This is a genomic window from Rothia sp. 32237D007AR (assembly GCF_053544675.1).
Genome location: NZ_JBPPUO010000006.1, coordinates 1 through 14,326 on the forward strand (window position 1 = coordinate 1; position 14,326 = coordinate 14,326).

Here is a 14,326-nt window from a genome sequence, read left to right on the forward strand (position 1 = left end):
AAGCACAAACGAGCCGGATTCAACCACCAAGTCATTTGCACCTTGGATGGAAAGTTGCTGGCTATCACAGACCCGGTGCCCGGGGCCAGGCATGATGCTTACGCCTTCAAACATCATGGCTTGGAAAGATATCTTGATGAGAGCACTGTGGCTGATAAGGGCTATATCGGGTTGGGGTTGGCTACCCCGGCCAGGCGCAAGCCGGGTCAGCGGCTGAGTCGGGAGCAGAGGCGGAATAATCGGGTGCTGAATCGGCTGCGGTCGGTGGTGGAGCGGGTTATCGCTCACATCAAGACTTGGCGGATTCTTCATACAGGGTTTAGGCGGCCGTTGGGGTTGTATGGGCGGGTGTTTGCGGTGGTGCGGGGGTTGGTGTTTTTGGCTGCGGGTGGGACTTTTGAATAAGCCTCATAGCTTCCAGCAATTTTAGCCAAATAGCGTCAATTTAGCTTCTGACACATTGAGGCTTATTCACAAGTAGGAACACACCCCACACCCGCCAACTAAATAACAGCCCCACCAGTAGCAAAAAATGAGCATTAAACCTCTACACATAACCTTACACCAACCGGAAAAGACCGTTACCCCACCAACGTACAACCAGGCTAACAACTACGCAAAACACCCACGCTACTACACGCCCTAAACAACCATCTCACCTAGGGAAAACCAGGAGGCAGACCACCAGCGCTCACCCTACCCCAGGCACTCAAAGCTACTTTGCCCTACCACCGGCACAACCTCACCGACGAGCTCCTCCCAGCCCTCTACGGCATATCCCAACCGACAGTTTCAAGAACCATCAACCGGATCAAGACGGCACTGGATAAAATCCTCACACCACTGATCCAACCCCTAGACAAAGCACTCAAAGCACCAGGTTCACTGGTCATCAACAGCACACTGGTACCGGTTTGGAACTGGCGAGGTGAAATAAACTTTTCAGGCAAAGATAAACGTGTTGGCTACAACCACTAGGTCATCTGCACCATTGACGGTAGACTCCTTGTTATTACTGACCGGCTACCTGGTGCTTGGCGTGATGTTTATGCCGTCAAGGAGCACGGTTTTACACAAGTATGTGGAGGAGATGATCCTTGTTGATAGGGGCTACCGTCGGGTTGAGGTTGTTGAATCCCTTGCTCAGTGTAAGTCTGGGGTGAAAACGCTCACTTGAGGCTGTAAAGGAGATAGTAGCCGTATTATCGATAAGCTGTGAGCGGTGGTGGAATGTCATTGCGCAGGTGAAGATTTAGGGTGTTTTGTAATCGGGTTTTCGGCGGCTGCTTGGGGTCTTGTGGGTAGGTGTTTTTGGCGGTGGGGGTGTTTTTAGTTGTTGGGCACTCTTTATGAATAACCCTCAGCTTTCTGCGAGCCAGACTGAGTGCGTGCTTTTTTGAAACGCCCTTGGGCTTCTGCATCCCAGTCAAAGAGTTCCTGGGTGTCCTCTTCAGACAGCCTGCCTAATCTGACATCGAGTAAAGGAATGACCTTGAACTTATTCTGCGAGACAAACATTAGCCGGTAGTCGGGTATAAAAAAGCGTTTCTAGATTGCCAGCAGGGGGTGCCACCCCACCACTATGATGCTACGCTGTATATACAGTGTATTTTTCTTTAGGAGGTTTGTAGTGGCTACTACCAGTATTAGCGTCCGTATGGATGCTCAAACGAAACAAGAAGGCGAGGCTCTCTTTAAGGAGCTTGGGCTCAACATGTCCACCGCAATCAACATGTTCGTCAAGCAGGCTATCAGAGAGAACCGAATCCCCTTCATGGTGGGCGACCCCAAACCCAATGCCGATTCGCTTGAAGCTATTCGGGAAGCAGAAGAATTCTTCGCCAGCGGTCGAAAAGGTAGGTTCACTAACGCTGAAGAGCTCTTCAACGACCTGGGTATCTAATGGGCCTTACCGCAGATTACAGCTCTGCATTTCACCGAGACGTAAAGCGTTTAAAAAAGAAGCATACGGATATGGCTCCCTTGCGAGAAGTCATCAGCCTAGTGCTAGAAAATACAGCCGAGGCTCAACAGGTACTACGTCAACGGCACCGAATACATTCTCTCAAAGGTGAGTGGCTGGGGAGCCAAGAATGCCATATAGCTAATGCTGGCGACTGGTTATTAATTTGGTACGAAGATAACAAGACTGCCTACTTCCAGAGAACTGGGACACATGACCAGCTGGTCAGGAAATGAAGGGGCACCCCGCACACATACAGGGGTACTCTTTGCTGCAATCATCGAACATCGCAACCACTCAACAGTTGTTGACCACAGCAACCACCTGATTCTGTGGAACATCAGCACAGTCATCGCTGATATACACCTACCTGCAAGGACCACCCTATGAACATTGCCCGTCTCGGTGAAACAATTAAGGCCGCCCACTACTATCGCGGTATTCCCTACGCGCGGGCAGAGAGGTTTGCGTCGCCGCGTCCGCTCGGTTTAGAGAACTTACCCGCAGACTTCACCGCAACCGACCCGGCACCTGCTGCACCCCAGCACGTGCGCCCCGGCAAAAAGGGTATGCGGCAGACGGCGCACCTGAGCGAAGATTGCCAGAACCTCACCATCGTCACCCCGGCCGGTACAGCGCCGGGCGAGAACCTGCCGGTCATGGTCTTCTTCCACGGTGGATCCTACATTTACGGCTCCGGGGACGGGCAGCGATACGACCCCTACCTGCTGGTCATCGAGCACCGCCTGATCGTGGTCAAAGTGACGCACCGGCTGGGCTACCTGGGGTTTATGGGCGGCACGCCAAGCCGCCCGGCCAACTTAGGGTTACTTGATGCCCGCCAGGCCCTGCGCTGGGTGCAACGTCATATCGCAGACTTCGGGGGAGACCCTGACCGCGTCACCGCCTTTGGCCAATCAGCCGGTGGCGACCTGGTAGCCCGCCTCATGATCACAGACGGCGTGGCCCAAGAAAACCTCTTCCAGCAGGCCATCATTCAAAGCGCCCCCTTGCACCTTATCCACGGCAAGGACGCCATGACCCGCCACCTACTCACCGCAACTCAGGGCATACCGCAGGGAGCACCAGCACAAACCTGGGGAGAAGCCGCCCACAAGCACGTCATGGCCAATCCTTTCCGTTTTGGCCTTGACCGCGCCATGATGCCCTTCGGCTGCCAGTACGGGCACTACCCCCTACCTGCCGAAGAGGACGAGGACGCCGCCTACCGGGCCGTCGCAGGGAAGTTCAAGGTGCTGGTGGGGTCCATGGAACGAGAATCCGGCTATTTCACCCCGCACCTAACTGGGAGGGCAGGGCGTGCCCAGCGGGCCGTCCTTGACCGGTTGATCTGCCAGTTCTCCCGCAGGCTCTACGCCCAACCGGCCCGTCACTTTGCCCAGCGGCACCAGGACGCCGGCGGCCAGGCCCTTGCCTACCAGCTGGCAACAGGCGCAGTGGGGCACCCTATGGAATCTGTTCATTGCACTGATTTGGCTCTGCTCTTTGATAACCCTATCTGGGAGGGTAGTAGCCTCTGGGCTGGGGCAGACCGGGCCCAGCAGCAGACCCAGGGGGAGGCTCTGCGCGCTATCTGGGCTGGTTTCGCGCATACGGGGCAGTACCCCCGGGAGCATTTCGAGGCCGCCAGGCTGCGGGAGATACCCTAGAGTGGTGTAAACGCGGGGGAGACTTACCGCAACAAAGCCTTGACCAACTAAATTGGAAACTGTGAAAGCCACACCCGAAACTCTCAAAGAGGCAGTTGCGCTATGAGCCGTCCACGCGCACCCGGCGCTAGACGGCGTCCTGCCTGCACCTCGGGATAAACTGGGTTCATGGTAGAAAACCCCAGCTACACCACCGACGATTTTGAGCTCCCCGGCGTCCCAGATGCTTTTCAGCGTCTCTGGACGCCCCACCGCCGCGCCTACGTGAAGGGCGGGCAGAAGGATTACACCGAGAACACCTGCCCCTTCTGCGAGGCCCCAGCCCGCAGTGACGCTGAGTCGCTGATTGTGCACCGTGGCGAGCGCGCCTACGTCATTCTTAACCTCTACCCCTATAACCCGGGGCATCTGCTGGTCTGCCCCTACCGGCACATCCCGAATTATGATGACGCCACGCCTGAGGAAACCGCTGAAATTGCTGCTCTCACCCAGAAGGCTATGGGCATTTTGCGGCAGGTCAGCAGGGCGGAGGGGTTCAACATCGGTATGAACCAGGGCAAGGTTGGCGGGGCAGGGGTTGCTGCTCACCTGCACCAGCATATTGTGCCGCGTTGGAGCGGGGACACCAACTTCCTGCCCATTGTTGCGGGCACCAAGACGGTTACGCAGACTCTGGGTGAGATTCGGGATCTGCTCAGTGCTGCCTGGGATTGCTAAGCGGAGGCAGCAGGAAAGCTAAGTAAGCCCGCTGGCTCGGGGCTGGCGTGAATGATATCGAGCGCCCCAGCGCGAGATATCAGAGGGTCGGCGGGCGTTTGGCTTGCCTGCTGCCTTATGGCGACTATATTTCTAGAACAGGGATTCCTGCACGGACGCTGGGGGAGTGAGTTCCCCGAAGCTGCGGCAGGCCCTGTTGGAGAGTTCTGCGGTGTTGATGAGGAAGGTCTGGTCGGGGTCCCCGAAGTGGGCGGTGAGGAATTTGCCGGTGCCGCCGCTGATGTAGAAGCCGTGTGCGCCTTCTGTGAGGGTGGGGTGGGCGCTGAGCGGTTCGGGGTTTTCTGCCCGTAAGGACGCGTAGGCGCGGCTCATCGCAGCTGAGGGCACCCAGCGGTTTGCGGTGATGTCGAAGCCGTCGATGGTGTCTTGGGCGTTGTCGAGTGCCCAGGTGGCGTTTTCTACGGCCATGTAGTGTGCTGATTTGAGGTGTTCGGTGCTGGCGGGGTCTACCCAGGCCTTGTATTTGGTGGAGGCGTGTTTGAACTGGGTGAGGTTGGCTTCGTGTGAAACGAGGTCTTCTAGCTGGCGTATGATGATGCCGGTGTCAGCTCGGGCTACGAAGGTTGCGGCGGCGACTGCCTGGTCGTCTAGGCGGCGTGGGTTGGAGTGTAGGGAGGCGGTTCCGACTTTGGAGGTGCCGTCGGGGAAGGTTGCTATGTAGAGGTAGTGTTCTAGGTTGACGTAGGCTAGGGCTGCTTCGGTCATGCGGGAGCCTATGTGTATGCGGTGGATGGGGGCGAATTCGTCCCGTGCGAAGCATAGGTTGCACTGTTTGCCTTTGGTGAGTGTGGCGTGGTGGGGGCAGGGGACTTGGTGGAAGCCGATGCTGTCGGTGTTGGCTTTGGCGTAGCCGGTGCAGTAGGTGCCTGCGCCGCGTGCGTCTGCTGGGAGGGTTTGCAGGCCGAGGAAGCTGCCGGGGGTTATGGTGATAGTTTCAATCTTGCCGCTTGGTTGACCGTCTGTAAGGGGCTCAATTTTGAGGTAGGGGGCGCGGTTGCGCCAGGTGATGTCACGCCAAATAAATTCGGGGTGGGTTACGAGTGGGTTGATGGGGTTATTCATGGGTGTGGTAGGTTTCGTTGGTCGGCGTTTTGGTGTTCTCTTTTCTCAATTTTACGTGTGGTAGTACGTAGGGGGTAGGTGCGTTCTCTCTTGCTGCCTGGTGTGTGCAAGGTATGATAGTCACCATGTCACGACCTGTTGTTCGCCTTGTTGGCCAAGGCATTCGTTATGCGACCAAGTTGCGTGGGGGCGGTTCTGCTTTCCCGGGCTTGGTGATGGAGAAGTTGCACCCTAATTTTGTGGCTGAGGAGCTTGCTAAGCTGCCGCGCGGTGTGGTTGTTGTTTCGGGTACGAACGGTAAGACCACCACAACCAAGATGGTTGTGCAGTTGTTGGAGGCTCAGGGGCTGAAGGTTTTCACTAACCGCACTGGCTCTAATTTTGTGCGTGGTGTGGCTGCGGCTTTGCTGGGTGAGATGAGCCTGAGCGGCAAGCTGGATGCTGATATTGCGGTGCTTGAGCTAGATGAGGCGCATGCCGTGCACTTTGTGCGTAAGGTCAAGCCCGATTACGCGCTGCTCTTGAACGTTTTGCGGGATCAGTTGGATCGTTTCGGTGAGATTGATGCGACCCGCCGCATGCTGGCTACTGTGGCCGGTGCAACCACTGGCACGGTGGTGCTTAATCGTGAAGACCCGCGTATTCGTTCTTTGGCTGAGAATGTTCAGCCTGGTACGCAGGTGAGCTACTTTGGTTTGTCTGAGAAGTTGCGTGCTCTTTTCCCTTCTGATGATGGTTTGCGTACGAGCCCTGAGGGTGCTGGGGGTGCGGACGCCGGTGGTCTGGCACCGGAGTTGCCGGGGGCGTCCGTCTTGCTTAAGGATTTTAAGGGAGCTGCCGCTACCTTTGATGTGGCTGGTAAGGAGTTGGCGGGCACCATTAACCTTTACGGTGTCTATAACATTTTTAACGCTGCAGCTGCTATGGCCCTGACGCGTGAGGTCATGGGAGATGCTCTCAACGAGACTAAGCTTTTGGCTGAGCTTGAGCATATTGCCCCGGCTTTTGGTCGCGGTGAAACCCTCAACGTTAAGGGCCAGACCCTGCAACTGCTGCTGGTGAAGAATCCGAGTGGTTTCCGCCTGTCTCTGGCGTCCGCTGATGCCCAGGACTATGCCACTATGATCACTATCAATGATGCTTACGCTGATGGGCGCGATGTTTCCTGGCTCTGGGATGTTGATTTCCATTCCTTGGTGCAGGGCGGTGTCACTATGGTTTCTGGTGTGCGCGCCTACGATATGGCCCTGCGTTTGCAGCACGATGATGTTTTTGTTGAGAACATCAATGAGAACCTTGAAGAAGCTTTGGCCACTTTTATTGCTAAGTCTGAGGGGCGCCCCATGCGCATCTTCTGCACTTACACCGCCATGCTGGCTATCCGTAAGGAACTGGCAAAAATTACCGATGTGGAGGAAATCTAATGAACGATTTTGAGAATGCACCGGTAGAGGCGGGCGAGCAGATTATCACCCAGACCGGGAACAATAAGAGCCTCAAAATTGTGCAGCTTTACCCTAGAGACATGAACATCTATGGGGACTGGGGCAACACCCTCTCGCTGTCTCGTCGTGCCCAGGCCCACGGTTTTACCACTGAAATTGTGGACTACAACCCCGGTGATGAATTCCCGCTTGACGGTGATATCTTTGTGGGTGGCGGTGGCCAAGACTCGGGCCAGTCGGTGATTCAGGAGGACCTACTGGCTAACGCTGAAACCCTGCGTATGCTGGCAGAGGACGGCACCCCCATGCTGGTCATCTGCGGCCTGTACCAGCTCTTTGGTAAAGAGTTTAAAACGGTCAGTGGCGCCACCTTGAACGGTATCCGTGTCTTTGATGCTAAGACTGTCGGCGGCGAAGAACGCCTGATTGGCAACATCGTTGAAGAATCTGAAGAGTTCGGCACCATTATTGGCTTTGAAAATCACTCGGGTCTGACCTATCTAGCCGGTGACACCAAGCCCCTGGCCACCGTGACTAAGGGGGAGGGCAATAATAAGGAAGATTCTGGTGAAGGTGCCCGCGTGCATAATGTCATCGGAACCTACCTGCACGGCTCCTTGCTCCCTAAGAACCCTGCTATCTCGGACTTCCTGATTAAGCAGGCAGCTATCAAGAAGTACGGTGAGTTCACCCCCGTCGTCATTGACGACACCCTGGTGGAGAAGGCGCGCGCCTCAGCGTCCGCCCGTCCGCGCTAGAATAGTACGAGGTACATCGCGCCTACCCCCGTGTGTGGGCGCATCAGACGAATAAGGAGAATCATGTCAGGTCACTCCAAATGGGCCACAACCAAGCACAAGAAGGCCGCCATTGACGCCAAGCGCGCCAAGGCTTTTGCTAAGTACATCAAGGCAATTGAAGTTGCAGCGCGTATGGGTGGGCCCGACCCGGCAGGTAACCCCGCCCTGGACCTGGCTGTCTCAAAGGCTAAGAAGAACTCTGTGCCCAACGACAACGTTGAGCGCGCCATCAAGCGTGGTGCCGGTCTGACCGGTGAAGCCATTGACTACACCGAAATCATGTACGAGGCTCGTGGCCCCCAGGGTACCGCCCTTTACATTGAATGTCTGACCGATAACCGCAACCGTGCAGCAGCAGAGGTTCGTACCGCTGTGACCCGCAACGGCGGCACCATGGCAGACTCCGGTTCTGTAGCCTTCCTCTTTGAGCGCAAGGGCGTTGCCGAAGTCGCTAAGACTGAGGGCCTGACTGAGGATGACGTCCTCATGGCTGTGTTGGACGCAGGTGCTGAGGAAGTTATTGACGAGGGCGATATCTTCACCGTTGTTTCTGAGGCTACCGACCTGCCTGCTATCCGTAAGGCTCTGGAAGAAGCAGAACTTGAATACAACAACGATGACCCGGTCTTCCGCCCCACCATGCAGGTAGATTTGGATGCCGAAGGTGCTAAGAAGTTCCTCAAGCTGGCTGACGCTATTGAAGAGCTTGACGATGTTCAGAACGTCTACTCTAACGCAGACATCAACGAAGACGTGATGGCCGAGCTGGAAGCTGAATAAACGGCTGTAGAAAGGGGGAGTGCGTGAGCCCTGTTCACGGCACTTCGCACCAGCGCCCGGAACCCGCCCAGCGAGTTCCGGGCGCTGCCCGCATTCTGGGGGTTGACCCAGGTTTGACCAGGTGCGGTTTTGGCTTGGTTGATATGACGGCTAACCGTAAAGCCCATTTTGTGAATGTGGGGGTGGCAGGTACTGCCGCATCGGAGAGCCTGGATGCCCGTATTTTGAAGATTTTTCGGGCGGCTGAGGCCTGGCTTGATACTTATCAGCCTGATGCGCTGGCGATTGAGCGTGTGTTTGCTCAGGAGCAGGTTAATACGGTCATTGGTACCGCTCATGCGTCTGGTGTGGTGATTGCTGCGGCTGCTGCGCGCGGTGTTCCGGTGCATTTTCATACTCCTTCGGAGGTGAAGGCTGCGGTGACGGGTTCGGGCCGGGCTGATAAGGCTTCGGTGGGGCGTATGGTCACACGTATTTTGGGGCTTGATGCTATGCCTAAACCGGCGGACGCTGCGGATGCTTTGGCTCTTGCTATCTGTCATGGCTGGCGTGGTGGTGGTATTGGTTCTGGTATTAATATGGCTGCTAGGACGCAGACTCACCAGGGGTCTAACCCGGCTGCTGCTAGGCGGTCTGCCCAGCTTACTCCTGCCCAGCGGGCCTGGATGCAGGCGGAGGCGAGGGCCCGCCGGTAGGCTCCTTGTATTAGTACATATATTCGAATAGAATTGGTTTCATGATTAGCTCACTGACCGGTACTGTCACCCACTTGGGGTTAGAGACCGCTGTTATCGACGTCAATGGTTTTGGCATGCTGGTGCATCTCAATGCCCGCACCGCCTCGCAGTTGCGTCTGGGGGAGAAGGCTACGGTTCTGACCACCATGATTGTGCGTGAGGACTCGATGACTCTCTACGGGTTCGCTGAGCCTGCTGAGCGTGAGGTCTTTGACATGATGCTATCGGTCTCTGGTATCGGCCCGCGGATTGCTCTTGCCGTGTTGGGTGTGCATACCCCGGCTGAGGTTGAGCGTGCTGTTGCCACCGGTGACGATAAAGCTTTCACTAAGGTGCCCGGTATTGGCCCTAAGGGGGCGCGCCGCATCGTCTTAGAGCTTGCTGGCAAGCTGATTTTGGCAGATGGTGCCACTGACCAGTTGCCCATGGATCAGGGTGTGAGTTGGAAGCCTCAGGTGCAGGACGCTTTGACTAGCCTGGGCTGGTCTGAGCGGGATGCTGAGGGCGCTATTGGGTCCTTTATTGAGCATAATCCGGCTGCTGAAACTATGGGTGTGGCTGAGGCTCTGCGTGGGGTTTTGGCCTCTTTGGGGAGCCAGAACACGGTGGGGCGATAGGTAGAGTATGAGTCAGTTCCCTCACGCTGATAGCCAGATTCCTGGCCAGCGCCTGGTGTCTATGGATGAAGAGCCAGAAGAAAAGATGATTGAGGCCGCCCTGCGCCCCAAGTCACTTGATGATTTTGTGGGTCAGCAGCGGGTGCGGCAGCAGTTGTCTTTGGTGCTTGAGGCTTCAAAGATGCGCGGACGCTCGGCCGACCATGTGCTCTTATCTGGCCCTCCTGGCTTGGGTAAAACTACTCTGGCTATGATTATTGCCGCTGAGATGGATGCCCCGCTGCGTATTACTTCTGGCCCGGCTATTCAGCATTCTGGTGATTTGGCCGCTATTCTTTCGTCGCTGACTCCTGGTGAGGTACTTTTCCTTGATGAAATTCACCGTATGAGCCGCCCGGCTGAAGAGATGCTCTATATGGCCATGGAAGATTTCCGTGTGGATATTGTGGTGGGTAAGGGCGCTGGCGCTACCTCTATCCCTCTGGAGCTGCCGCCTTTTACTCTGGTGGGTGCTACTACCCGTGCTGGTCTGCTCCCTGGGCCTTTGCGTGACCGTTTTGGTTTCACCGGCCACCTTGAATTTTATTCGGTGGCGGAGTTGGAGAGTGTTATTCGCCGCTCTGCTGGTCTGATGGAACTAAGTATCAGCCCTGAGGGCTTCGCTGAGATTGCGGGCCGTTCCCGTGGTACGCCGCGTATTGCCAACCGTCTTTTGCGCCGTGTGCGTGACTGGGCCCTGGTGCATGGTATTAGCCGTATTGAGGCCTCTGCTGCTGCTACTGCCTTGAACATGTATGAGGTAGATGAGCGCGGCCTTGATCGCCTTGACCGGGCTGTCCTTGAAGCTCTTATCACTAAGTTTGGTGGGGGGCCGGTGGGTCTATCTACTCTAGCTATTGCTGTGGGTGAAGAGACTGAGACTGTTGAGACGGTGGCTGAACCTTACCTGGTGCGTGAGGGTCTGATAGGTCGCACACCTCGCGGGCGTGTTGCTCTACCTGCTGCCTGGGAGCACCTGGGGCTTGAGGCACCAGAACTGCCTTGAGTGTCCCGCCTGTGCCAGTGCTGCTGGCGCCTTACCGGTGCTTGTAATATCGGGGGCTAATCAGCTAACTGCAAGCTAGGTGGCATAGAATGGGGCTTTAGTTTGTTTACCCCCATCACTTACGTTAAGAGGGAATCTCGTGGAACCCGGTTCACCCGTATTTATGCTTCTACTTCTGGGCATTATGATGCTCGTGCTGATTGTATTGCCGGCACGTCGAGCAAAGAAGGCTCAGCAGCAGATTAAAGAACGTCAGGACGCCATGGTGCCCGGCACTAAGGTCATGACCAATTTCGGTCTTTACGGTTCTGTTGTTTCGATCGATAAAGAAGCCAGCACCGCCCAGCTTGAAATCGCTCCGGGCACCGTGGTGAAGGTTCACCTCATGACGGTGACCAGCATCGAAGAAGACACTGTTGCTGTTGCTCCGGTAGCTGAGGCTGAGCGTCCTACCATTCAGGGTCAGGTCGCAGAAGACCCCAAAAACTAAACCATCATCTAGGGTGCGCTACCTCTTGGAAGAGAGGTAGCGCGCTTTTTCACGTTTTACGCAATCACTTACTTGAAGGGGCGCTGATGGCTCAACCATCCTACGCCGCCAAGGCCAGGGGCGCACTTGCCTCTATGGCCCTGGTGCTGCTCTTACTTGCCGGAGCAATCTTCGGCACCACCTTTGCCGGGGGCACCTGGCTACCTAAGCTGGCTCTGGACCTTTCAGGGGGCACCCAGCTGATTCTGTCACCTGAGTCTAATGATTCGTCAGGCCAAGCGATTACCGCTGACCAGCTCGACCAGGCGGTTGAGATTATCCGCCAGCGCGTCGATGGTTCGGGTGTAGCGGAGGCTGAGGTTACCACCCAGTCTGGTCAGAATGTGGTGGTTTCGGTGCCTGGTACTTTGAGTGCCGAAACCCGCGACCTGATTCAGACCTCGGCGCAGATGAGCTTCCGCCCCGTCATTAATTCTGGTGCCCCTCAGGCTGTTGCGGCGGACGCTGCTGCACCTGAGGATTCTCTACCGGAACCGACCGCTGAGCCAGCTGACGGGTCTGACTATAACTGGGTCACCCCTCAACTGTGGCGTGAGTTTGAGCAGCTAGATTGTACTGTACCTGCCAACCTTGATAGCTCTGGCCAGGACCCTAACTCCGCTATTGTTGCCTGCGCTTCAGATGGAGGCGAAAAGTATATTCTGGGCCCCATTGAAATTGAGGGCACCGATATTAGCACTGCCTCCTACTCGCAGGTGTCCAGTTCGACCGGTTTTGCGACCGGCCAGTGGGGTGTGAACATTGTCTTTAACGATGCTGCCACCCAGACTTTTAAGGACGTCACCACCCGCTTGAACGCAATTCGTGGGGCGAACCCGTCCGACCCGCGTGCCCGTTTTGCCATCATGCTTGATGGGCAGGTGCTCTCTTCTCCTGTCACTCAGGCAGTGATTACTAACGGCCAGCCCCAGATTACCGGTAACTTTACTGAGCAAGAGGCAGCGAATCTGGCTGAGCAGCTCAAGTACGGTGCTCTGCCTATTAGCTTCACGATTCAGTCTGAGCAGCAGATTTCTGCTACCTTGGGTGCTGACCAGTTGAAGATGGGCCTCATTGCTGGTCTGATTGGTCTGCTCCTGGTCTTTATGTATTCTCTTTTCCAGTACCGTCTGGTGGGTCTTGTTAATATCACTTCGATTATTGTGGCGGGTCTGCTCTCTTACGGTGTGATTGTGCTGTTGGGGCACCTGATGAACTATCGCCTATCGCTGGCGGGTGTTGCCGGTCTGATTGTTTCGATTGGTCTGATGGCTGATTCTTTTATCGTCTACTTTGAGCGTATTCGTGATGAGATTCGTGCTGGGCGTACTATTCCGGCTGCTATCGACCACGGTTGGTTGCGCGCCAAGCGCACCATCATGGCCTCTAAGGCTGTGAACCTGTTAGCTGCTGTGGTTCTTTATTTCGCTTCGGTGGGTAACGTGCGTGGTTTTGCTTTTACCTTGGGTTTGACCGCGATGTCAGACCTGGTGATTACCTTCCTCTTCATCCACCCGCTCATGGTTCTACTGGGCCGTAAGGATTACTTCCTCAATGGTGGGCGTTTCTCTGGTATGGATCCGGTGGCGCTGGGTGCAACTCCGCTGTATCGGGGTGCCGGGCGCGTCCGCACTCTTGATGATGCTGAGGCTTCTTTGTCTTTGGCTGAGCGTAAGCGCCGCCAGCGTCTTGCCGCTGAGGCAGCTGAGGCAGCTGAAGATTCCACTAACCTTGAGGAGGCCCGCCGTGGCTAATAAACTGGCTCAGTTCGGTAACGAACTACATTCTGGTCAGCGATCCTTTGCCTTTGTGCCTAAGCGCCGTCTGTGGCTGATGCTTGCCCTGCTCATTGTGGTGCTTGCAGCCCTGGTGCCGGTGGCACGTGGGGGCTTTAACCTGGGCATTGAGTTCCGGGGCGGCTCGGAGTTCACTGTCTCGCAGGTGGCTGATGCTGATATCGCAACCGGTCAGCAGGCTATTGCGGACGCTGCCCCTGAGGCTACCGATGTGCGCGTCACCAATATCGCTGCGGGAACTGTGCGCGCTCAGATGGGTGAACTAACTGATGATGAGACTCTTGCTGTGGGGCAGGCCTTGCAGTCAGCCTATGGTGTGGGCGCCCACCAGGTAACCTCATCTTTTGTGGGCCCTACCTGGGGTGAGGGGGTCACTCGGCAGGCTCTGATGGGTCTGATCTGGTTTATTGTGCTGGTGATGGTGGGCATGGCCCTGTATTTCCGCACCTGGAAGATGTCAGTCTCTGCGATTGCTGGCCTGGTGTTCACTATCGTGACTACGGTGGGCCTTTATGCCCTGATTGGGTTTGAGATTACTCCCAGCGCGATCATCGGCTTTTTGACCGTCTTGAGCTACTCGCTCTATGACACCGTGGTGGTTTTCGATAAGATTCGTGAGAACACTGAGGGGCTAGAGAAACGCCGTGATGCGACCTTTGCTGAGCAGGTTAATCTGGCGGTTAATCAGACTCTGGTGCGTTCTATCAATACTTCGATTGTGGGTATTTTGCCGGTGGGGTCGATTCTCTTTATCGGTTCTCTCCTACTGGGCGCTGGCACCCTCAAAGACCTGTCGCTAGCTCTCTTTATCGGTATTATCGTTGGCACCTTGGGCACTCTCTTTGTGGCTGCTCCTGCCTATGCTGCCCTGCGTTTGAGTGAAAAGAGTGTAGGTGAGCATACTGAGCTGGTGCGCCGTGCCCGCCGGGGTCAGGCTGAAGAGGCCAGGGAGCGTCCGGACGCTTCTGCCCAGCCGGTTGCGCCGGTTACGGTGACTGTGCATGAAGTTAACCTAGAGCGAAACTAGCCCCCTTAGCTTGGGCTTTGTGTCTTAAGAACGGGAGTAGACCTAGTGTCTGCTCCCGTTTTTGTGACGTAGGGTGCT

15 protein-coding genes and 1 pseudogene are annotated in these 14,326 nt (G+C 56.0%); 15 read left to right on the forward strand and 1 reads right to left on the reverse strand.

What is annotated here, in order from left to right; all coding sequences use genetic code 11:
* The 6 genes and pseudogenes from ACED87_RS05250 to ACED87_RS05275 all read left to right on the forward strand — a co-directional run.
* Positions 1 to 405: transposase family protein (locus ACED87_RS05250; protein ID WP_449089665.1), on the forward strand; the 405-nt coding region annotated here is incomplete at its 5' end.
* Between the two features lie 294 nt (positions 406 to 699).
* Positions 700 to 978, forward strand: a pseudogene (locus ACED87_RS05255) (transposase family protein); the annotation flags it as partial.
* A gap of 652 nt (positions 979 to 1,630) precedes the next feature.
* Positions 1,631 to 1,903: a type II toxin-antitoxin system RelB/DinJ family antitoxin gene (locus ACED87_RS05260; RefSeq protein ID WP_449082860.1), complete on the forward strand. Its 273-nt coding sequence runs from the start codon at positions 1,631 to 1,633 to the stop codon at positions 1,901 to 1,903.
* Positions 1,903 to 2,199 (forward strand): type II toxin-antitoxin system RelE/ParE family toxin, encoded by a 297-nt coding sequence (locus ACED87_RS05265; RefSeq protein ID WP_449082862.1) that lies wholly within the window; start codon positions 1,903 to 1,905, stop codon positions 2,197 to 2,199. Before ACED87_RS05260 ends, ACED87_RS05265 begins: the two co-directional genes overlap by 1 nt.
* A gap of 150 nt (positions 2,200 to 2,349) precedes the next feature.
* Positions 2,350 to 3,633, forward strand: coding sequence for a carboxylesterase family protein (locus ACED87_RS05270; RefSeq protein WP_449082864.1), 1,284 nt, complete (start codon positions 2,350 to 2,352; stop codon positions 3,631 to 3,633).
* Between the two features lie 168 nt (positions 3,634 to 3,801).
* Entirely contained in the window at positions 3,802 to 4,350 is a 549-nt protein-coding gene (locus tag ACED87_RS05275; protein ID WP_449082866.1) for an HIT family protein, read from the forward strand.
* Positions 4,351 to 4,482: 132 nt separating this feature from the next.
* Here the strand turns inward: ACED87_RS05275 and ACED87_RS05280 are convergent, their stop codons facing one another.
* The gene (locus tag ACED87_RS05280) at positions 4,483 to 5,472 is read right to left on the reverse strand and encodes a hypothetical protein (RefSeq protein ID WP_449082867.1); all 990 of its coding nucleotides are present in this window, start codon (positions 5,470 to 5,472) and stop codon (positions 4,483 to 4,485) included.
* A 116-nt stretch (positions 5,473 to 5,588) separates the two neighbouring features.
* Here ACED87_RS05280 and ACED87_RS05285 point away from each other — a divergent pair, with 116 nt between their 5' ends.
* The 9 genes from ACED87_RS05285 (at position 5,589) to secF (ending at position 14,248) form a co-directional block, all read left to right on the forward strand.
* Positions 5,589 to 6,896, forward strand: coding sequence for a MurT ligase domain-containing protein (locus tag ACED87_RS05285; RefSeq protein ID WP_449083053.1), 1,308 nt, complete (start codon positions 5,589 to 5,591; stop codon positions 6,894 to 6,896).
* The gene (locus tag ACED87_RS05290; protein WP_449082869.1) at positions 6,896 to 7,675 is read left to right on the forward strand and encodes a type 1 glutamine amidotransferase; all 780 of its coding nucleotides are present in this window, start codon (positions 6,896 to 6,898) and stop codon (positions 7,673 to 7,675) included. The genes ACED87_RS05285 and ACED87_RS05290 overlap by 1 nt, the downstream gene beginning before the upstream one ends.
* Before the next feature lie 63 nt (positions 7,676 to 7,738).
* Positions 7,739 to 8,497 (forward strand): YebC/PmpR family DNA-binding transcriptional regulator, encoded by a 759-nt coding sequence (locus ACED87_RS05295; protein ID WP_449082871.1) that lies wholly within the window; start codon positions 7,739 to 7,741, stop codon positions 8,495 to 8,497.
* 23 nt (positions 8,498 to 8,520) lie between these two features.
* Entirely contained in the window at positions 8,521 to 9,192 is a 672-nt protein-coding gene (ruvC, locus tag ACED87_RS05300) for a crossover junction endodeoxyribonuclease RuvC (protein WP_449082873.1), read from the forward strand.
* A gap of 41 nt (positions 9,193 to 9,233) precedes the next feature.
* Positions 9,234 to 9,851: a Holliday junction branch migration protein RuvA gene (ruvA, locus tag ACED87_RS05305; RefSeq protein WP_449082874.1), complete on the forward strand. Its 618-nt coding sequence runs from the start codon at positions 9,234 to 9,236 to the stop codon at positions 9,849 to 9,851.
* A 7-nt stretch (positions 9,852 to 9,858) separates the two neighbouring features.
* Positions 9,859 to 10,896 (forward strand): Holliday junction branch migration DNA helicase RuvB, encoded by a 1,038-nt coding sequence (ruvB, locus tag ACED87_RS05310; protein WP_449082875.1) that lies wholly within the window; start codon positions 9,859 to 9,861, stop codon positions 10,894 to 10,896.
* A gap of 139 nt (positions 10,897 to 11,035) precedes the next feature.
* Positions 11,036 to 11,386, forward strand: coding sequence for a preprotein translocase subunit YajC (gene yajC, locus ACED87_RS05315; RefSeq protein WP_449082877.1), 351 nt, complete (start codon positions 11,036 to 11,038; stop codon positions 11,384 to 11,386).
* A gap of 86 nt (positions 11,387 to 11,472) precedes the next feature.
* Positions 11,473 to 13,179 (forward strand): protein translocase subunit SecD, encoded by a 1,707-nt coding sequence (gene secD, locus ACED87_RS05320; RefSeq protein WP_449082878.1) that lies wholly within the window; start codon positions 11,473 to 11,475, stop codon positions 13,177 to 13,179.
* Positions 13,172 to 14,248 carry a protein translocase subunit SecF gene (gene secF / locus ACED87_RS05325; protein ID WP_449082880.1) on the forward strand — a complete coding sequence of 359 codons (1,077 nt, stop codon included), beginning with the start codon at positions 13,172 to 13,174 and terminating at the stop codon, positions 14,246 to 14,248. The genes secD and secF overlap by 8 nt, the downstream gene beginning before the upstream one ends.
* Positions 14,249 to 14,326: the final 78 nt, after the last annotated feature.